This window comes from Corynebacterium glyciniphilum AJ 3170 (assembly GCF_007673095.1).
Lineage (GTDB): Bacteria > Actinomycetota > Actinomycetes > Mycobacteriales > Mycobacteriaceae > Corynebacterium.
Map to the genome: position 1 here is coordinate 41,440 of NZ_VDYZ01000015.1, position 15,461 is coordinate 56,900.

Here is a 15,461-nt window from a genome sequence, read left to right on the forward strand (position 1 = left end):
TGCTCGGACGGGCCGAGTGGTACCGATCACAACAATGATCTTTGCTGACCAAACTATCCGTCCGGCGACCGTTTCGCAGCATTTTTCGAATCCAGATTCACTCTCAGGACCGTAGGCACTCGGCGAACTGCCCGAACACCCCGTCGACGTCAACAGAGGTGAGGATGCGGGCATTCGAGGCGCGTCCCCAGTAGGGTCCGACGCCGTCCTCCCCCGCCCAGTCAGCGACCGTCGTCCCCCGCAGCAACTCCGACCCCGTCTCGACAGCGACCGTCGCCTCCCGGAACTCGGCGTCGACCGCCTGCAGCATCACCATCGCCGCCGCCAGATCATGGATCTGGGCGACATAACCGACGCCCACGGACGCGTGGAACTCGAAGTAGAAGCGCAGGGCGTCCTGCAGCATCCGCAAGACGCCGGAGTCGGCGTCGGTGTCGGTGCAGTCTCCCCCTGTCCCCCCTGTCCACCCTGCCAACCGTTCCGGGGTCAGAACCACCTGTTCGGTGACGTTCAGCGGGCAGATCACCGGCGGTGCGGCACCCTCCGGCCAGTTCTCCAGGGCGAAGGACAGGGCGTGCGGATCCACCCAGGCGTTCCACTCCGCGGTGGGGGTGGTGTTGCCCGGATAGGTGAACGCGCCGCACATCAGCGTCACCCGGGTCCGACGCAGCAGGTCCGGGTGGTGCTCCACCGCATAGGCCAGATTCGTCGAGGGTCCGGCGATGAGCAGGTGGTCCGGCTCAGCGTGAACCCAGGCGGCAACGGCATCCGCCGGTGTCGTCTCGCGGTCAGCTGCCGCCGGGACCCGGGCTCCCGGGATCCAGTAGCCCAGCCCTTCGGGACCGTGCGTTTCCGGGGTCGTCGTCAACGGCAGGACGCGGGGCGCGGCGGCCCCGGCGACGACCGGCACGTCCGACGCTCCGCAGAGGCCCAGGACCTCCGCCGAGTTCCGCGCCGCCAACGCTGCGGTGGTGTTCCCCGCAGACGTCGTGACCAGCAGGTCGACCTCCCCGGCGCGGTGACGTGCCGCCAACCAGACTAGCGCGAGAGCGTCGTCGATCCCGGTGTCGACGTCAGCGACGACCCTCACCGCTGCACCGTCTCCGCCGTGGCGTCGACCCATCCGCGGGTGAGGAAGGAGACGTCCCCCTCCGCGAAGGCGGCGATGTCCTCGACCGCGGACGTGAGGTCACCGACATGTCTCCGGAAGTGCGACCGGGTCGTCCGGTACTCCACGACCCAGCCGTTGCCCAGCAACGCCGCCTGGACGAACCGCACGTGCCCCAACGGCGTGTCCTCCATCGGGGACGCCCGGCCCGGCAGGCCGGTCTCCACGACCACATAGGGGATGCCCTCATCCGAGCGTCGACGTCGGTCGGCGTCGTCCGTCAGGGTCATGCGCACGCTCTCCGCGTCGATGTGGGTGGTCACGGTGCCGACGGAGGAACGCATCCGCAGCCCGCGGTCCACACCCGTCGGATTCACCCAGATCTGCTCCATGTCATCCACCATGCACAGCCCCAGGTCGCAGGACCTGTCCTGCAGCAGCCGCCCGGTCTCCCCCGCCTCAGAGAACGGCAGTGCCACATGCAGCGCATCGTTGACGACCTCGACCGGGAACTCCAGCAGACTGAACGGGTCACCCGCCTCGGTCCGCACGCCCCCACCGACGTCGCAGTGCTCGTTCACCCACGCCGCCAGGGCGGCGACACCCCGCGGTGCGGGACGCCCCGGGTGCGGGTCGCCGGGGCCCTGCCGGAAGGCCTCCGGGTCCGTCGTCGCGCTCATGTCGTCACCGAGTTCCTCATGGATCCGATGCGCCTCGGCACGGAGATCCTCGTCGGGACGGTAGCTGTCACCTGCGCAAGGACGGAAGAAGAGGAAGCCGAGGGTCATGTCCGCCCATTCTATGGTGATGCGTATCACCTCTGGACAGTTGGGGTGATGAACTACCCCCGACTACACTCCCCGCCCATGAGAGCAGCAGTCGCCGACCGCCCGGGCCCGCTCCACGAGGTCGTCACCGTGCAGACGGTCCCCGAGCCCGGTGCACCCGGGCCCACGGAGCTGACGGTCCGGATGACGGCCACCACAGCCAACCCGTCCGACGCTGTCACGGTCTCCGGGGCGTACCCCTCGCGGACGACCTTCCCGTTGGTCCCCGGTTTCGAAGGTGTCGGTGTCGTCGAGGACGTCGGACGGGACGTCCCCGGCATCGCCCGCGATCTCGTCGGACGCCGGGTACTGCCCCTCGGTGGCCCCGGGTGCTGGCAGCAGCGGCGTTCCGTCGACCACTCCTGGTGCGTCCCGGTGCCCGCTGACCTCGATGACCGCACCGCCTGCTTCTCCTACATCAATCCGCTGACCGCCTCACTGATGGTGTCCCGGTACTGCCGCAGTGCCCGGTCGGTGGCGGTCACCGCCGCTACCTCGGCGATCGCCGGTCACCTGGCGGAGTTGTTGACGGAACGGTTCTCACTCCGTCCTGTGGGCCTGGTGCGTGGAACACCCGGCAGCACGGTCGCGGACCCGGACAGATGGGCGGAGGTGATCAGCACCGCCGACCCCGACTGGCGATCTCGGCTGCACGTGACGGGGCCCGGCGACACGCAGGGCCCGGACGTGATCCTCGACTGCGTCGGAGGGCCACTCGGCAATGACCTCGTCGACGCACTCGCCCCCGGCGGAACCCTGGTGCTCTACGGACTGCTGTCCGGCACCCCGCTGGCCGTGGACTGCTTCGACGGGCGGGGTGGGACGCGCGTCGAGATGTTCCGCCTGCGCGACACCGTGCACTCAGTCCCCCGCCGGGATCTCCCCGGACTGTTCACACCGGTGTTTGACCTGCAGCGTCGAGGTCTGCTGCACACCCCGGTGTCCGCCGCCACCGGGTTGGACGGCCTGCCCGGACTCCTCGCCTCGGGTGTGGGTGTCGGGTCCGGCCGCGGGAAGATCCTCATCGACCCGTGGGCGTGACTGCCCGGGTGACGGTGGGAGGACATGGGAGGACATGGGAGGACATGGGAGGACATGGGAGGACATGGGAGGACGAGGCTAACCCTCGCAGCACCCAGCAACCCCGGAGGTTGGTGCGACCAACCTCCGGGGTTGCTGGGTGACAAGATCCTCATCGACCGGTGGGCCAGAGCCGTTCAGCGATCTCCTCGGCATCCAGGCACTGGCTCGTCGGTATCCGCAGGGTGTCGCCGTCCCGGGTGAAGGACACCGCCCGCCGCGCCAGTCCGGCCGACCGGGAATTCTCCCCCTCCCCCATCTCCGGGACGATGAAGCTGCGGTGACCTGCCCGTCCGCGGGTGTGGCCGACCGGGATCACCGGGGCAGCGAGGTCCCAGCCGAAATCACCGGTGGCCAGTGCCCTCGCCACCGCCCGGGCTCCCCGCGGCACACCGATTGCCGCGGCGATCTCGCCGTAACCGGTCACCTCGCCGTCGTTGATGAGGGCGAGAACCTCCCCCACCCGGGCGTGCAGGTCGTCCATCAGACCTCCGAGAGCCGCTTCCGGTAGAACACCGACTGTGACACCCGGTCGGGGTACACCCGGGGCGCGTTCTCGATGTGCATGCGCTCCGCCCCGTTCTTCTCCATCGAGCGGCACGAGCGGTGGTTCTCGACGTCGGCACGGAACCACACCTCACCGACACCCGCGGAACGGAGGACGGTGAACATCGCTTCCTTCATCTCCGTGTTGGCCGCCCCGCCGTTGCCCCGCGCCGAGGGCATCACCCAGGTGTACCCGAGCATCACGGTGCCGGCGGACCGGTCACCGTTGTACACGGTGGTGCTGGCCAGCGGTCGGTCGCCGTCCCACAGTGCGTAGGTCCGGCGGGCGTCGTCGGCGACGAACTCCGCCAGCGGAAACGGGGAGAACGTGAAGAAGTGGAAGGTCTCGGCCCGGTCCGGTTCCGGCAGGGCCGCCTCGACGCGGGCGGCGTCCTGTGCGGTCACCCGTCGCATCTCCCGGCCGGTGCCGGTCGGGAAACGTTCGGGCAGCTCAGGCCAGAACATCAGTCGAGGACGTCGTGGATGACGATGGTCTCGTCGCGTCCCGGGCCGACGCCCACGTAGGAGACGCGGCAGCCGGACAGTTCCTCCAGGCGGTTCAGGTAGTCCTTCGCCTTCTGCGGCAGCTCGTCGAAGGACCGGCAGCCGGAGATGTCCTCGTCCCAGGCCGGCATCGTCTCGTAGATCGGGGTGGCGTGGTGGACATCGGTCTGGCTCATCGGCATCTCGTCGTGACGGACGCCGTCGACGTCGTAGGCCACGCAGACCGGGATCTCACCGATGCCGGTGAGCACGTCGAGCTTGGTGACGAAGAGGTCGGTGAAGCCGTTGACCCGGGACGCGTACCGGGCGATGACGGAGTCGTACCAGCCACACCGGCGGGTGCGTCCGGTGTTGACCCCGACCTCACCGCCGGTGGTCTGCAGGTACTCACCCCACTTGTCGAAGAGCTCCGTGGGGAACGGGCCTGCGCCGACACGGGTGGTGTAGGCCTTGATGATGCCCAGGGAGCTGGTGATCCGGGTGGGGCCGATACCGGAGCCCACGCAGGCGCCGCCGGCGGTCGGGTTCGAGGAGGTGACGAAGGGGTAGGTGCCGTGGTCGACGTCGAGCATGGTGGCCTGGCCGCCCTCCATGAGCACGGACTTGCCGGCGTCGAGCGCCTGGTTGAGTTCCAGTTCGGCGTCGATGAGCATCGGGGTGAGCCGGTCGGCGTAGCCCATGAAGTACTCGACGATCTCGTCGACGTCGATGGCCTTGCGGTTGTACAGCTTCACCAGCATCTGGTTCTTCTGGTTCAGCGCACCCTCGACCTTCTGCCGCAGGATCGACTCGTCCAGCAGGTCCTGGGCGCGGATGCCGATGCGGGACACCTTGTCCGCGTAGGACGGTCCGATGCCGCGGCCGGTGGTGCCGATGGCACGCTTGCCGAGGAAGCGTTCGGAGACCTTGTCCAGGACCTGGTGGTACGGCGCGACCAGCTGGGCGTTGGCACTGACCCGCAGACGGGAGGCGTTCGCACCGCGTGCCTCGAGTCCGTCGATCTCCTCGAAGAGGGCCTCGAGGTTCACGACGCAGCCGTTGCCGATGACCGGGACGGCGTTCTCGCTGAGCACACCGGCGGGCAGGAGTTTGAGCTCGTACTTCTCCCCGCCGACGACGACGGTGTGGCCGGCGTTGTTACCGCCGTTGGGCTTGACGACGTAGTCGACCCGACCGCCGAGGATGTCGGTGGCCTTGCCTTTTCCTTCGTCGCCCCACTGCGCTCCGACCACGATGATTGCTGTCATTAGCTCTGCCGTCGCTTTCCGATCCGGTTACTAGTACGTTGACCAACTGAACAGTGTAGCCGGTCGCTCTTGCCGGTCCAGCATCTTCGTCCCGTACTCTTGGGGACCATGACGACCGTTGTGCTCGCGTGTGGACCACGTGCCGCAGATCTGGTCGGCGCCCTCGTCGCCGACGCTGTCACCCTGCCTGACATGCCGGGACGCCGCGACCTGCGGCTCCTCGACGACCTCGCCGCCGCGCACCTGCCGGTCGACGACACACCCAGCCTCGAGGAGATCGCCGCCGCCCCGGACGTCCCCCACCAGGGGGCCCCGCAGTTCGCACCGCAGCACCCCGACCGTCCGGTACGGGTGGTCGTGGTCGGGTCGGACGCGGCACTGTCCGCGGTGGTGACCCGCCTGATGCGTATCGACGCGATGTGGATGTCCGTCGGCTTCGTTCCGGTGGTCGACGACGGGGAGACCTCGGTTGTCGCTCAGAACTGGCAGTTGTCGATGGTGTCCGGCTCGGGAGGTGGGCCGAGCGTGGCGGCACTGAACTTCGCCATGACCGCGCCGGTCCGCCCTACCGCGGTCGTCCGCGACGACTCCGGCCTGGTCACCTTGGGGTCGGCGGAGATCTTCCACACCGGTGCGGAACTCGTCGGGGAGATCATCGTGGACTCGCAGACCCTGTTCGCCAACACCTCGGGCCGGGCCTGGGACGGGCGGACGGGTGCCTTCGGCGTACGGCTCGTGCCCACCGTCGATGCCCCCGGCCTCGCCGCGACCCGGCTGGTCACCCCGTCGGTGTGGGACGCCGACGCCGCCCGGAACGTCCCCCGGCGCCGCCTGTTCCGCCGTCCCGCCGAGATCGGCGGCGTAGATCCGCAGGCGGTGCTGACCGGACGCGCATTGCAGGCCGGCGGGGTGGAGCTCACCGTCGTCCGCGACGGGGTCGTCCATCCCCGTCCCACGTCGAAGGTGACGTTCTACCGGCACCTGCGCGACGGGCAGTTCGTCCGGCGGTGACGCCCTACGCGGTGCGCACCATCGACACGTGGGGGATCCCGCCTTCGTCGTACTCGTCCCCGTAGGTCTCGAAACCGTAGGCGGAGTAGAGACCGGTGATGTAGGTCTGGGCGTGGAGCACGATCGGTTCACCGGAGTGCAGTTCCACGGCACGCTCGATCAGCTGTCCCGCCAACCCCCGTCCGCGGTACCTCGGGTCGGTCGCGACCCGCCCCAGCACCCGCCGGACCACCGCGGTGCCGGGCACGTTCCACAGGGCCGGGACGGACAGTGTGCGCAGGTAGGCGACGACCTCCCGGCCACTGCGGATGAACACGTGCAGGGTGCCGTCGTCCAGGTCGCGCCAGTCGAGTTCCTCGTCCTCGACCTTCTGCTCGCGCAGGAAGACCTCGGAGCGCAGCCGGGCGATCGCGTAGACCTCCGTGGTGTCGAGGCCCCCCCAATGCTTGACGGTGATGTCGGACAGAGCGGTTGTTGCCATGCCAATACTGTATCTGACGACCGTGCCCGACCGGCCGCCTGACCCGACGGCTCGGCTACGGTCGGTCGGCACCGCCGTCCCCGTCTGTACCACCGGTACCACCGCCCCAGACTTCCGGCGGGAACCGCGGGTCCTCGACGGTGGGCTTCAGCACCGACATGGCCGACTCACGTGACATGCCGCAGATCTGCAGGGTGTCGACGATGATCGAGCGGCACTGTGCCAGCACAACCGTCCCCGACAGCCCCGCGCCCTCTGCGGTGGACAGGTCGGCGCGCCCCGCCAGCACCTGCAGACGACGGGTGATCTCCGGGATCTCCACGAGTTCCTGACGGGTGCCCCGGGTGCCGCCCGAGGCGTAGACGGTGCCGAGGTGGCCCAGGGCGTCGGAGATGTCCCGGATGAGGCGGGGCAACTCCGCGTCCGGTTTCACGCCGTCGCCCACCATGATCTCAGCCCGCCGGGCGAGCACACGCGAGTTGCGCATGACATTGTCCACCGGCGTGAGGATGCGGTTCATCGACCGCGTGTACCGGCGGGCGGACCAGTAGATCGGCGAGATGTTCACCACCTCGTCGCCGCCACCGACCGAGGACATCAGTTCATTGACCCCCGCCTGGGTACCGCGGGCGGTGGCCAACGCTTCGCCGATGAGCTCCTCGTCACCGTCCTCGATGCCCTGGGCGACGTCGTCGAGCACCAGGGCGGCCTTGCTGATGAGGCTGGCGACCTCGCGCCGGGCCGCGCGCAACGGACTGTTCGGAATCACCGCGACGACGAGCAGTCCGACGAGGCCACCGATGAGGGCGTCGACCATCCGCTCCCACCCTGCCTGATCGCCCGGTGGGATCAGCGTGGCGACCAGGACGGCGGAACTCGCCGCCTGGTTGGCCGCGATGGGGCCCTTGTCAACGAAGACGGCCAACAGCATGGCACCGAACACCGCCACGGTGATCTGCCACGCCCCCTCACCGATCTGGGAGATGACCAGGTCTCCGATACCGATGCCCACGGCGACGCCGATAACGATCTCGAGGCCACGACGGGCCCGTTTCCCGCCGTAGGCCCCGAGGCTGATGACCGCGGCGATGGGCGCGAAGAACGGCTGTTCGTGACCGACGATGTTGTGGGCGATGAAGAAGGCCAGTCCTGCGGACACCGCGCACTGTAACGCAAACACGGAGCTGCCACGCATCCGGTTGACGCGTTCGATGACGGCGATCCGCTGCAGGGACTCCGCCGCCGCCTTCACCCCGGCGCGGGCCCGGTCGCGTGGGCGTTCACGTGCCCGCCTCTCGCGCTGCTTCTTGCTGTCCGTCATGGAGTCCATTGTGACACGTCCTGTTGCCGGACCCGCGGACGATGATGTACACATGTACATGTACAGATGTACATCAACAGGAAGGTACAGGACGTGCCCACACCGGACCACGGTGACACCCCTTCGACGCCCGCACCAGGCAAACGTGACCCGGCCGGACGCCGGGCGGCGATCCTGGAGGCCGCCACCGAACTGATCTGCGAGAAGGGCGCCTCCTCCCTCACCCACCGGGCGGTGGCCGCACGGGCCCACGTCGCCGTGGGGTCCACCACCCAGTACTTCGACAGCATCGACGATCTCAGGGACGAGGCACTCCAGGTGCTCGCCGACGAGACCGAGGAGGACCTCGCCGAGATCGCCGACCTGCTTGAGAGCACCGGTGACCTGCCGGAGATCATCATGCAGTGTGCCCGGGTCATGCAGGACTTCCTGGGCGACGCCCGCCAGGTCCGTGCGAATCTGGCGATGATCAGCACCGCGATGACCGACCCGTCGCTGCGTCGGCTCGCACTGCAGTGGTCCGACGAACTCACCGACCTCCTCGCCGAGAAGGTCGGACGTGCCCGCGCCTCCGCCGCCGTCGCCTACATCGACGGACTCACCGTCCACGCCGCCCTCCATAGCGACCCGACAGACGATCCGACGGACGACCCGACAGACGTCGACACCATCGCCACCGTGCTCACCGCACTGCTCGCGATGCCCGACAACCAGGAGCCGACCCCGTGACCGCACACCCGTCAGACGGCATGTCCCGCACCGCCCGCTGGGCCGCCACCGCAGTGCTCACCGCCAGCCTGCTGGTGATCACGATGGACATGACGATCCTCAACATCGCCCTGCCCGAGATGGCCGCCGAACTGCAGCCGACCTCCACCCAGCAGCTGTGGATCGTGGACATCTACTCGCTGGTCCTCGCCGGCCTGCTGGTCTCCTGGTCCGCGGTGGCCGACCGGTGGGGACGCAAGAAGATGCTCATGCTGGGCTACAGCTTCTTCATCATCGCCTCCCTGCTGGTGCTCGTCGCCGACACCGCCAACCAGATCATCGCGATCCGCGCCTTCCTCGGCGTAGGCGGCGCGATGATCATGCCGCAGACCCTGTCGATGATCCGCATCATCTTCACCGACCTCAAGGAACGTGCCACCGCACTGAGCATCTGGGCCGCCGTCTCCGGCCTCGGTGCCGCTTTCGGCCCCCTGGTCGGCGGCGTCCTGCTGGAGCACTTCAGCTGGCATGCCGCCTTCCTGGTCAATGTCCCGCTGATGGGCCTGGCGATCATCGGCGGGATCGTCCTGCTGCCCGAGTCCACCGTCGCCAACCCCGGACGGTGGGACGTCTTCGCCGCCGTCCAGTCCATGGTGGGCATGGTGCTGCTGGTGTGGTCGGTCAAGGAGTTCGGCAAGGAGGCGTCCTTCGCCGTGCCGGGCGCACTGATCGCCTTCGCCCTCGCGGTGGCGGTTCTCGCCTGGTTCACCGTGCGCTGCCTGCGCAGCGACTCGCCACTGCTCGAACTACGACTGTTCCGCAACCGTCCGTTCACCGCCGGGATCATCGCGGCTCTCGGCTCGACGTTCGCGATGATCGCCGCTCTGCTGCTGCTCGCCCAGTGGCTGCAACTCGTCGACGGCGCCTCCCCGATCGAAACCGGCGTGAAGCTGATCCCTGTCGCCGTGGCCGCCGCCATCGCATCCATCGCCGCACCACCGCTGAGCCGACTGGTCGGCTCCCGCGGTGTGCTCGCCGGTGGGCTGATCCTCGCCGGAGGTGGACTGCTCTACATCGGGCTGACCCCCGGGGACGTCACCTACACGACGATTCTCGCGGCAATGGTCCTCGTCGGAGCCGGGGTCGGTTCGCTGGCCATCGCCTCGGCGATGATCATGGGAGGGTCCCCCGAGGACAAGGCCGGTAACGCCGGCGCGCTCGAGGAGGCCTCCTATGAACTCGGCGCGGTGCTGGGGATCACGGTGCTGGGAAGTGTCTCGGCGCTGGTGTTCCGGGACCATCTGCGCGACATGACGACCGGCCTCGGCCTCCCGGGCGAGGTGGTTGATCCGGCCGGGGAGTCCCTCGGCGCGGCAATGCACATCGCCGAGGAGGCACAGTTGCCGTCACTGGCAACCAGTGCTGCGGAGGCGTTCACTGACTCACTGCAGTTCGCCGGGATCATCGGCGGGGCGATCATGGTCCTGGTCGGGGCGGCGGTCTTCGTGATCACGCCGAAAGGAACGCAGGCTGCGCACTAGGTAACGTCACAGCTCAGACGGCGAGGACCTCATTTCCGTCATCCGTCGTCGTCGGCGCTGGTGCGCTGGCCGCCAGAGTAGCAACCCGCTGGTGTGATACGCCGAGAATGACCCCGATGTCGCGCAGCGAATAGCCCTGCTGCTTCAGCTGGGCTACCAGGTCTCGACTGGCACGCGCCGCCCGTTCATTGACGTCGTCGGCCTGCGCTCGCAGGGACTCCACCTGGATCTTCAGCTCCGCCACGTCCGAGGGCAGTATCGGCTTGACGGAAATATCGATATCGGACTGGTTCAACCCTGACAGATAGGCGATTGCTTCGCGCATCTCGTCGGCGGCGCGATCCAGGCGACGAGTCTGAGAAACAGCGCCGACGTCGGGACACTCGAGGACCCACATCGGTTCGGAGCCTCGTTCTGCCGTCACGGTGAATGTGGGCATCATCGCCACCACCCTTTCCCTAGCTCGTCTGCGTACTGGTCGTAGAACTTCCTGATTACCGCGGTACGTTTCAAGATATTAGTCAACCCCCTGTTGACATTCACGACGTCAGCAGATTCGCCAGCTTGCCGAGAAAGACCTGTGGCCCCAGGCCCAGTGTAGGTCAGGCCGTAACCATCGCAGGTCTGGACAGTCCTGACCCGCTCAGACCGAGATATCGGCCCACACCCCACGGTGATCCGTCCCCTCAACCTGTACTGTGCCGCCGTCGGTACAGGCGCCGCCCCGGACGAGAACATGGTCGATCCGGACCAGCGGGAACCGGTCAGGCCACGTAGGTGTACCGGTCAGACGTTGTATCCCGCTGCCTCCTTCACACCTGGTCAGCCCGGTGTGGTCGAGGAAATCGCGGAACTCCGGGTGGGCGACGGTGGCGTTGAAGTCCCCCGCCAGGACCAACGGCACATCGCTCCCCTCGAAGGAGTCCTTGAGCGTCCCGAGGTTGTCCTCCCATCGGGAAATCAGGTCACTGAACGCAGGTGGGAGGGTGTGCACCCCGTAGACATCAACCGGCGCCGGGACGGACACCCGGGCCGAGGGGGTCTGGTGGCCGGTCAGCCCGCGGTCCTCGACCACGTCGGACACCGGAGTGTCCGACCGGACCAGGACAGCTGTCCCGGAGGCCCGTCCACTGTCATCGACCGGTGACGTCGACGTCAACCCTGTCCCTCTCTCGACCGCGTCGACCTCGGCGGACGAGGTCTCCGACAGGACGAGGACATCAGGGTCGATACGACGGCTCTCAGCGATGATCGACGCATCGTCCGCGCCGTTGAAGTAGGTGTTGAGCGCCATCACCCGCAGTGTCTCCCCTGACTCCCCCGAGGTCCCCTCCTCCGGCGTCCCGGACTGGGCCGTGACGATTCCGACAGGCGTGACGACAGCCGCGGTGAGCAGAACGGCGAGTACCGCCGGCGCTGCAGAGCGACGACGCCATGCCTGCCAGCACACCACGATCAGGCAGAGAAGTGCGCCGAGTGCACCGACGGCGAAGACCGCCTGCGCCGCGGGGACGAACCGGGCGAGGCGGTCGGGGAGGGCACCGGTGACGCGCCACAGCGGTGTAGAGGTCCACACCAGGAACAGGACGAAAGCGACCGCCGGGACGGACCGCAGCAGTCGCCGCACCGTCACTTACGACTGGGGGTCGGAGCCGGTGGACATGGCGTCGGCGGCGCCCGGGTCACAGTCATTGACGAGATTGAGGCAGCGGATGTACTCGTCCTCCTCGCCGATGGTGCGGGCGGCGGTCGCGAGCATCATGACCGCGCGCAACACACCCCGGTTCGGCTCATGGGACCACGGCACCGGGCCGGTGCCACGCCAGCCGTTGGAGCGCAGCGCGTCCAACCCGCGGTGGTAGCCGGTGCGCGCGCAGGCGTAGGCGGTGACCTTCTCGGTGCCCGCACCCTCCGCGCTGCCCTGGGACAGGTGGTAGGCGGCCAATGCAGCCCACACGCCTGAATCCTTGGGGTTCGCCACAGCCAGGGTCTCGAGCTCCTCGAGGGACTCCGACCCGGTGACCGCCGTCGCCAACTCGACGGGGAGGCGCACCTCCGGGTGCTCGGCGCCGAAGAGGTCGCGTCCCTTACGGATCTGCTCCGCCATTACTTCGACACCGTGGTTCCGACGGAGTGCAGGTCGGTGCAGGCCTCGACGACGCGCTCGCTCATCGCGGCCTCAGCCTTCTTCAGGTAGGAGCGCGGGTCGTAGACCTTCTTGTTGCCGACCTCGCCGTCGATCTTCAGCACGCCGTCGTAGTTGCCGAGCATGTGGCCGGCGATGGGGCGGGTGAAGGCGTACTGGGTGTCGGTGTCGACGTTCATCTTGATCACGCCGTAGCGCAGTGCCTCCTCGATCTTCTCCTTCTCGGAGCCGGAGCCACCGTGGAAGACGAAGTCGAACGGCTGCGCGCCCTCGGACAGGCCGAGCTTCTTCGCCGCGGTCTTCTGGCCCATGTCCAGGACCTCGGGGCGCAGCTTCACGTTGCCGGGCTTGTACACGCCGTGGACGTTGCCGAACGTGGCGGCCAGCAGGTAACGCTGACCCTGGTCACCGGCCCCGATGGCGTCGACGGTCTTCTCGAAGTCCTCGGCGGTGGTGTACAGGTTGTCGCCGGCCTTCGCCTCGACACCGTCTTCTTCACCACCGACGACGCCGATCTCGATCTCGAGGATGATGTTCGCCTCAGCGCACTTGGGCAGCAGGTCCTTGGCGATCTCGAGGTTCTCGTCGATCGGGATGGCGGAACCGTCCCACATGTGGGACTGGAACAGAGGGTTCTCGCCGGCTTCGACACGCTTGCGGGAGATCTCGACCAGCGGTCGGACGTAGGTGTCGAGCTTCTCCTTCTGGCAGTGGTCGGTGTGCAGGGCGACGTTGATGCCGTAGTGCTTGGCGGCGTGGTGGGCGAAGTGTGCCAGTGCCTCGGCACCGGCGACCATGTTCTTCACACCGAGACCGGAACCGAACTCCGCGCCACCGGTGGAGAACTGGATGATGCCGTCCGACTCAGCGTCAGCGAATCCCTTCAGGGCCGCGTTGATGGTCTCCGACGAGGTGCAGTTGATGGCCGGGTAGGCGAAGCCTCCCTCCTTGGCCTTGTCCAGCATGTCGCGGTAGACGGCGGGTGTTGCGATGGGCATGAGTGTTCCTCCGTGTGGGGTCGACGGGCGGGTTCCGCGTTCTCAGTTCAAGTATGCCGTGCTCCGGCCGATCTGTCAGTTGCCACCGGTCAGTCGTCACTCACTGTCGCGGGTGACGGCGGCCGCCGCCTCCATGAGCATCCAGCCGGAGAGCTGGACCGAGAGGTCACGTTCAGGGATCTCCGCCGCGGCCACCGAGCCCGACAGCGCAGCGCCCATCAGCCCACCGGACTGTGGCAGGACGGCGTCCCCACCCCAGGATGCGGGGAACACCGGCAACCCGTCGATCTCCAGACGGTAGCGCCACACCGACTCCGCCGAGCGCAGGACGATACGGCGGGCGAGACGCCGTGTCGCCGCACTCGCCCGGTCGTCGCCGGGCAGCGAGGTGGCCACGAGGGCGAGGTACCGGGCGAGGATGCCCTTGAACAACCCGTTGTCGCCGCCCCGGGCCTTCCAGTCCAACGACCAGTTCGGCGTGGTCATGTGGTGGGAGACCGCCTCGACGAGACGGTGGACGCGGGTCAGCGCCTGGGTGCCGACAGGATCGACGGCGTCCATGTCGATGCCGGCGGCGCGACGTTGCGCACGGGCGAGCTCGAGGTTCGCGCCGATCATCACGCCCTGGCAGTAGGCGTGGATCTCCGGGACCGTCTCCGGCCCGGACAGCTTCATCTTGAGCCCGTCCATGACCAGACCGTCGGTGTTGATCAGGTTGGCGTGGACCCAGTCGACGAGCTGCTCGGCCAGCTCGACCCGTCCGGTACGGGCAGCGAGGATCGCGACCGGACCATTGGTCGGGACGTTGTAGAACGTCTCCCCCACGCGCCACGGCATGACCCCGGTGAGACTGTCGACACCGTCGAAGATGTCGTGCTCCAGGGCACTGCGGTAACGCACCTTGCCGTAGCGGTCGAGACGCTCGACGCGTTCCAGGGCGAGCGCGAGCCACGCCTTGTCGTCGTAGTAGCTGTTACGGGTGAGCCGCCCGAAATTGCGGATGCGCATGCCGCGGATGGTGCGCCGGATGAAACTGAGCCGCAGCCGGGTGCTGCGACGCAGGGCGGCGTCCACCTGACAGTCGATGTAGTGCGCCTGCCACCAGTAGTGCCAGTGGTAGAAGAGCTTGTCGCGGGTGGTCGGCGGCCACGCGACGACAGCAAGGTTGGTTCGCGGCACACCCCAGAGCCGTCCGCCGTGGCGGTCGGTGATTGCCTGCTCGGCAAGATCGGCGCGATGATCCCAACGTTCCTGCATAGCTCACATTGTGCCTGCACACCGTCACTCTTCGCACGTATTGGTAGCCTGACCACATGAACAGTGCCGATGGTGCGGACGGGTTACGCCTCAGCGACAACGACCGGATCCACGCGATGAGTGCCCTGGGCACGCACTTCGCGGACGGTCGGTTGGACGAGCACGAGTTCAACGAGCGGTCCGGCGCCGTCGCTGGAGCGAAGACGATCGGCGACATACGTCCCCTGTTCACCGACCTCCCCGGCGGGCTACCCTTCGACGAAAACGGGGCGGCGGTCGCCGTGCCGGGGCAGGACGCGGCGGTCGTCGACCGGGCCGGTACAGGTCTGGCCCCGCGTGACCCGGAGGCCGCAGAGGTGGAGAGCCTGCGTAAACGCGGGAACCTGGTGCAGTCCATCGACGGCGCCATCCTGGGGGTGACCCTGGTGTCCTTCCTGGTGCTGCAGTTCGTGTTCAACGTGAGCTACGCGTGGATCGTGTGGCCGTCCCTGGTGGTGACGCTGTCTCTGCCACGGATGCTGCTGAAGTACTCCGACGAGGATGAGGAACTCTTCGAGAAGATCAAGGAAGCCGATCAGGAGACGCGGAAGGAGCGCCTTCGCCGCGCTGCCGAGCGGATGCATGAGCTGGAGCCACGGGAGAAGCGCGACGAGAACTGAGTGCTGAGTACCGGTTTACGCGAAACC

At 67.8% G+C, this 15,461-nt stretch carries 17 protein-coding genes; 5 read left to right on the forward strand and 12 right to left on the reverse strand.

Annotation, left to right across the window (positions count from 1 at the left end):
- Positions 1 to 103 precede the first annotated feature (103 nt).
- Positions 104 to 1,123, reverse strand: coding sequence for a nucleoside hydrolase (locus FS507_RS13855; protein ID WP_145943377.1), 1,020 nt, complete (start codon positions 1,121 to 1,123; stop codon positions 104 to 106).
- The gene (locus tag FS507_RS13860; RefSeq protein ID WP_145943378.1) at positions 1,087 to 1,896 is read right to left on the reverse strand and encodes a hypothetical protein; all 810 of its coding nucleotides are present in this window, start codon (positions 1,894 to 1,896) and stop codon (positions 1,087 to 1,089) included. The genes FS507_RS13855 and FS507_RS13860 overlap by 37 nt, the downstream gene beginning before the upstream one ends.
- 78 nt (positions 1,897 to 1,974) lie before the next feature.
- Here FS507_RS13860 and FS507_RS13865 point away from each other — a divergent pair, with 78 nt between their 5' ends.
- Positions 1,975 to 2,976: a zinc-dependent alcohol dehydrogenase family protein gene (locus FS507_RS13865; protein WP_145943379.1), complete on the forward strand. Its 1,002-nt coding sequence runs from the start codon at positions 1,975 to 1,977 to the stop codon at positions 2,974 to 2,976.
- Positions 2,977 to 3,127: 151 nt separating this feature from the next.
- Here FS507_RS13865 and FS507_RS13870 read toward each other — a convergent pair whose 3' ends face one another.
- Genes FS507_RS13870 through FS507_RS13880 form a run of 3 tightly spaced genes read right to left on the reverse strand, consistent with a single transcriptional unit; the run spans position 3,128 to position 5,312 of the window.
- Positions 3,128 to 3,499 carry an MGMT family protein gene (locus FS507_RS13870; protein WP_145943380.1) on the reverse strand — a complete coding sequence of 124 codons (372 nt, stop codon included), beginning with the start codon at positions 3,497 to 3,499 and terminating at the stop codon, positions 3,128 to 3,130.
- Positions 3,499 to 4,026 carry a GNAT family N-acetyltransferase gene (locus tag FS507_RS13875; protein WP_145943381.1) on the reverse strand — a complete coding sequence of 176 codons (528 nt, stop codon included), beginning with the start codon at positions 4,024 to 4,026 and terminating at the stop codon, positions 3,499 to 3,501. Before FS507_RS13875 ends, FS507_RS13870 begins: the two co-directional genes overlap by 1 nt.
- On the reverse strand, positions 4,026 to 5,312 hold the full coding sequence (locus tag FS507_RS13880) for an adenylosuccinate synthase (protein WP_145943382.1): 1,287 nt from the start codon (positions 5,310 to 5,312) through the stop codon (positions 4,026 to 4,028). Before FS507_RS13880 ends, FS507_RS13875 begins: the two co-directional genes overlap by 1 nt.
- Before the next feature lie 108 nt (positions 5,313 to 5,420).
- Here FS507_RS13880 and FS507_RS13885 point away from each other — a divergent pair, with 108 nt between their 5' ends.
- Complete coding sequence (locus tag FS507_RS13885; protein WP_145943383.1) at positions 5,421 to 6,323, forward strand: hypothetical protein; 903 nt, start codon at positions 5,421 to 5,423, stop codon at positions 6,321 to 6,323.
- A 4-nt stretch (positions 6,324 to 6,327) separates the two neighbouring features.
- On the opposite strand, the gene FS507_RS13890 is transcribed toward FS507_RS13885, so the two are convergent.
- Positions 6,328 to 6,804 carry a GNAT family N-acetyltransferase gene (locus FS507_RS13890; protein WP_260853493.1) on the reverse strand — a complete coding sequence of 159 codons (477 nt, stop codon included), beginning with the start codon at positions 6,802 to 6,804 and terminating at the stop codon, positions 6,328 to 6,330.
- 55 nt (positions 6,805 to 6,859) lie between these two features.
- Entirely contained in the window at positions 6,860 to 8,125 is a 1,266-nt protein-coding gene (locus FS507_RS13895; protein ID WP_145943384.1) for an FUSC family protein, read from the reverse strand.
- Between the two features lie 93 nt (positions 8,126 to 8,218).
- Here FS507_RS13895 and FS507_RS13900 point away from each other — a divergent pair, with 93 nt between their 5' ends.
- Positions 8,219 to 8,854 carry a TetR/AcrR family transcriptional regulator gene (locus tag FS507_RS13900; RefSeq protein WP_222121434.1) on the forward strand — a complete coding sequence of 212 codons (636 nt, stop codon included), beginning with the start codon at positions 8,219 to 8,221 and terminating at the stop codon, positions 8,852 to 8,854.
- Positions 8,851 to 10,374: an MFS transporter gene (locus FS507_RS13905; protein WP_313958079.1), complete on the forward strand. Its 1,524-nt coding sequence runs from the start codon at positions 8,851 to 8,853 to the stop codon at positions 10,372 to 10,374. The genes FS507_RS13900 and FS507_RS13905 overlap by 4 nt, the downstream gene beginning before the upstream one ends.
- Positions 10,375 to 10,387: 13 nt before the next feature.
- Here the strand turns inward: FS507_RS13905 and FS507_RS13910 are convergent, their stop codons facing one another.
- From FS507_RS13910 to FS507_RS13930, 5 genes are all read right to left on the reverse strand, one after another.
- Entirely contained in the window at positions 10,388 to 10,816 is a 429-nt protein-coding gene (locus FS507_RS13910) for a hypothetical protein (protein ID WP_145943386.1), read from the reverse strand.
- Between the two features lie 201 nt (positions 10,817 to 11,017).
- On the reverse strand, positions 11,018 to 12,007 hold the full coding sequence (locus tag FS507_RS13915) for an endonuclease/exonuclease/phosphatase family protein (RefSeq protein ID WP_145943387.1): 990 nt from the start codon (positions 12,005 to 12,007) through the stop codon (positions 11,018 to 11,020).
- Complete coding sequence (locus tag FS507_RS13920) at positions 12,008 to 12,481, reverse strand: DUF3151 domain-containing protein (protein ID WP_145943388.1); 474 nt, start codon at positions 12,479 to 12,481, stop codon at positions 12,008 to 12,010.
- Positions 12,481 to 13,518 carry a class II fructose-bisphosphate aldolase gene (gene fbaA / locus FS507_RS13925; protein WP_145943389.1) on the reverse strand — a complete coding sequence of 346 codons (1,038 nt, stop codon included), beginning with the start codon at positions 13,516 to 13,518 and terminating at the stop codon, positions 12,481 to 12,483. Before fbaA ends, FS507_RS13920 begins: the two co-directional genes overlap by 1 nt.
- A gap of 96 nt (positions 13,519 to 13,614) precedes the next feature.
- Positions 13,615 to 14,775, reverse strand: coding sequence for a glycoside hydrolase family 76 protein (locus FS507_RS13930; protein WP_145943390.1), 1,161 nt, complete (start codon positions 14,773 to 14,775; stop codon positions 13,615 to 13,617).
- 56 nt (positions 14,776 to 14,831) lie between these two features.
- Here FS507_RS13930 and FS507_RS13935 point away from each other — a divergent pair, with 56 nt between their 5' ends.
- The gene (locus FS507_RS13935; protein ID WP_145943391.1) at positions 14,832 to 15,434 is read left to right on the forward strand and encodes a DUF1707 SHOCT-like domain-containing protein; all 603 of its coding nucleotides are present in this window, start codon (positions 14,832 to 14,834) and stop codon (positions 15,432 to 15,434) included.
- Positions 15,435 to 15,461: the final 27 nt, after the last annotated feature.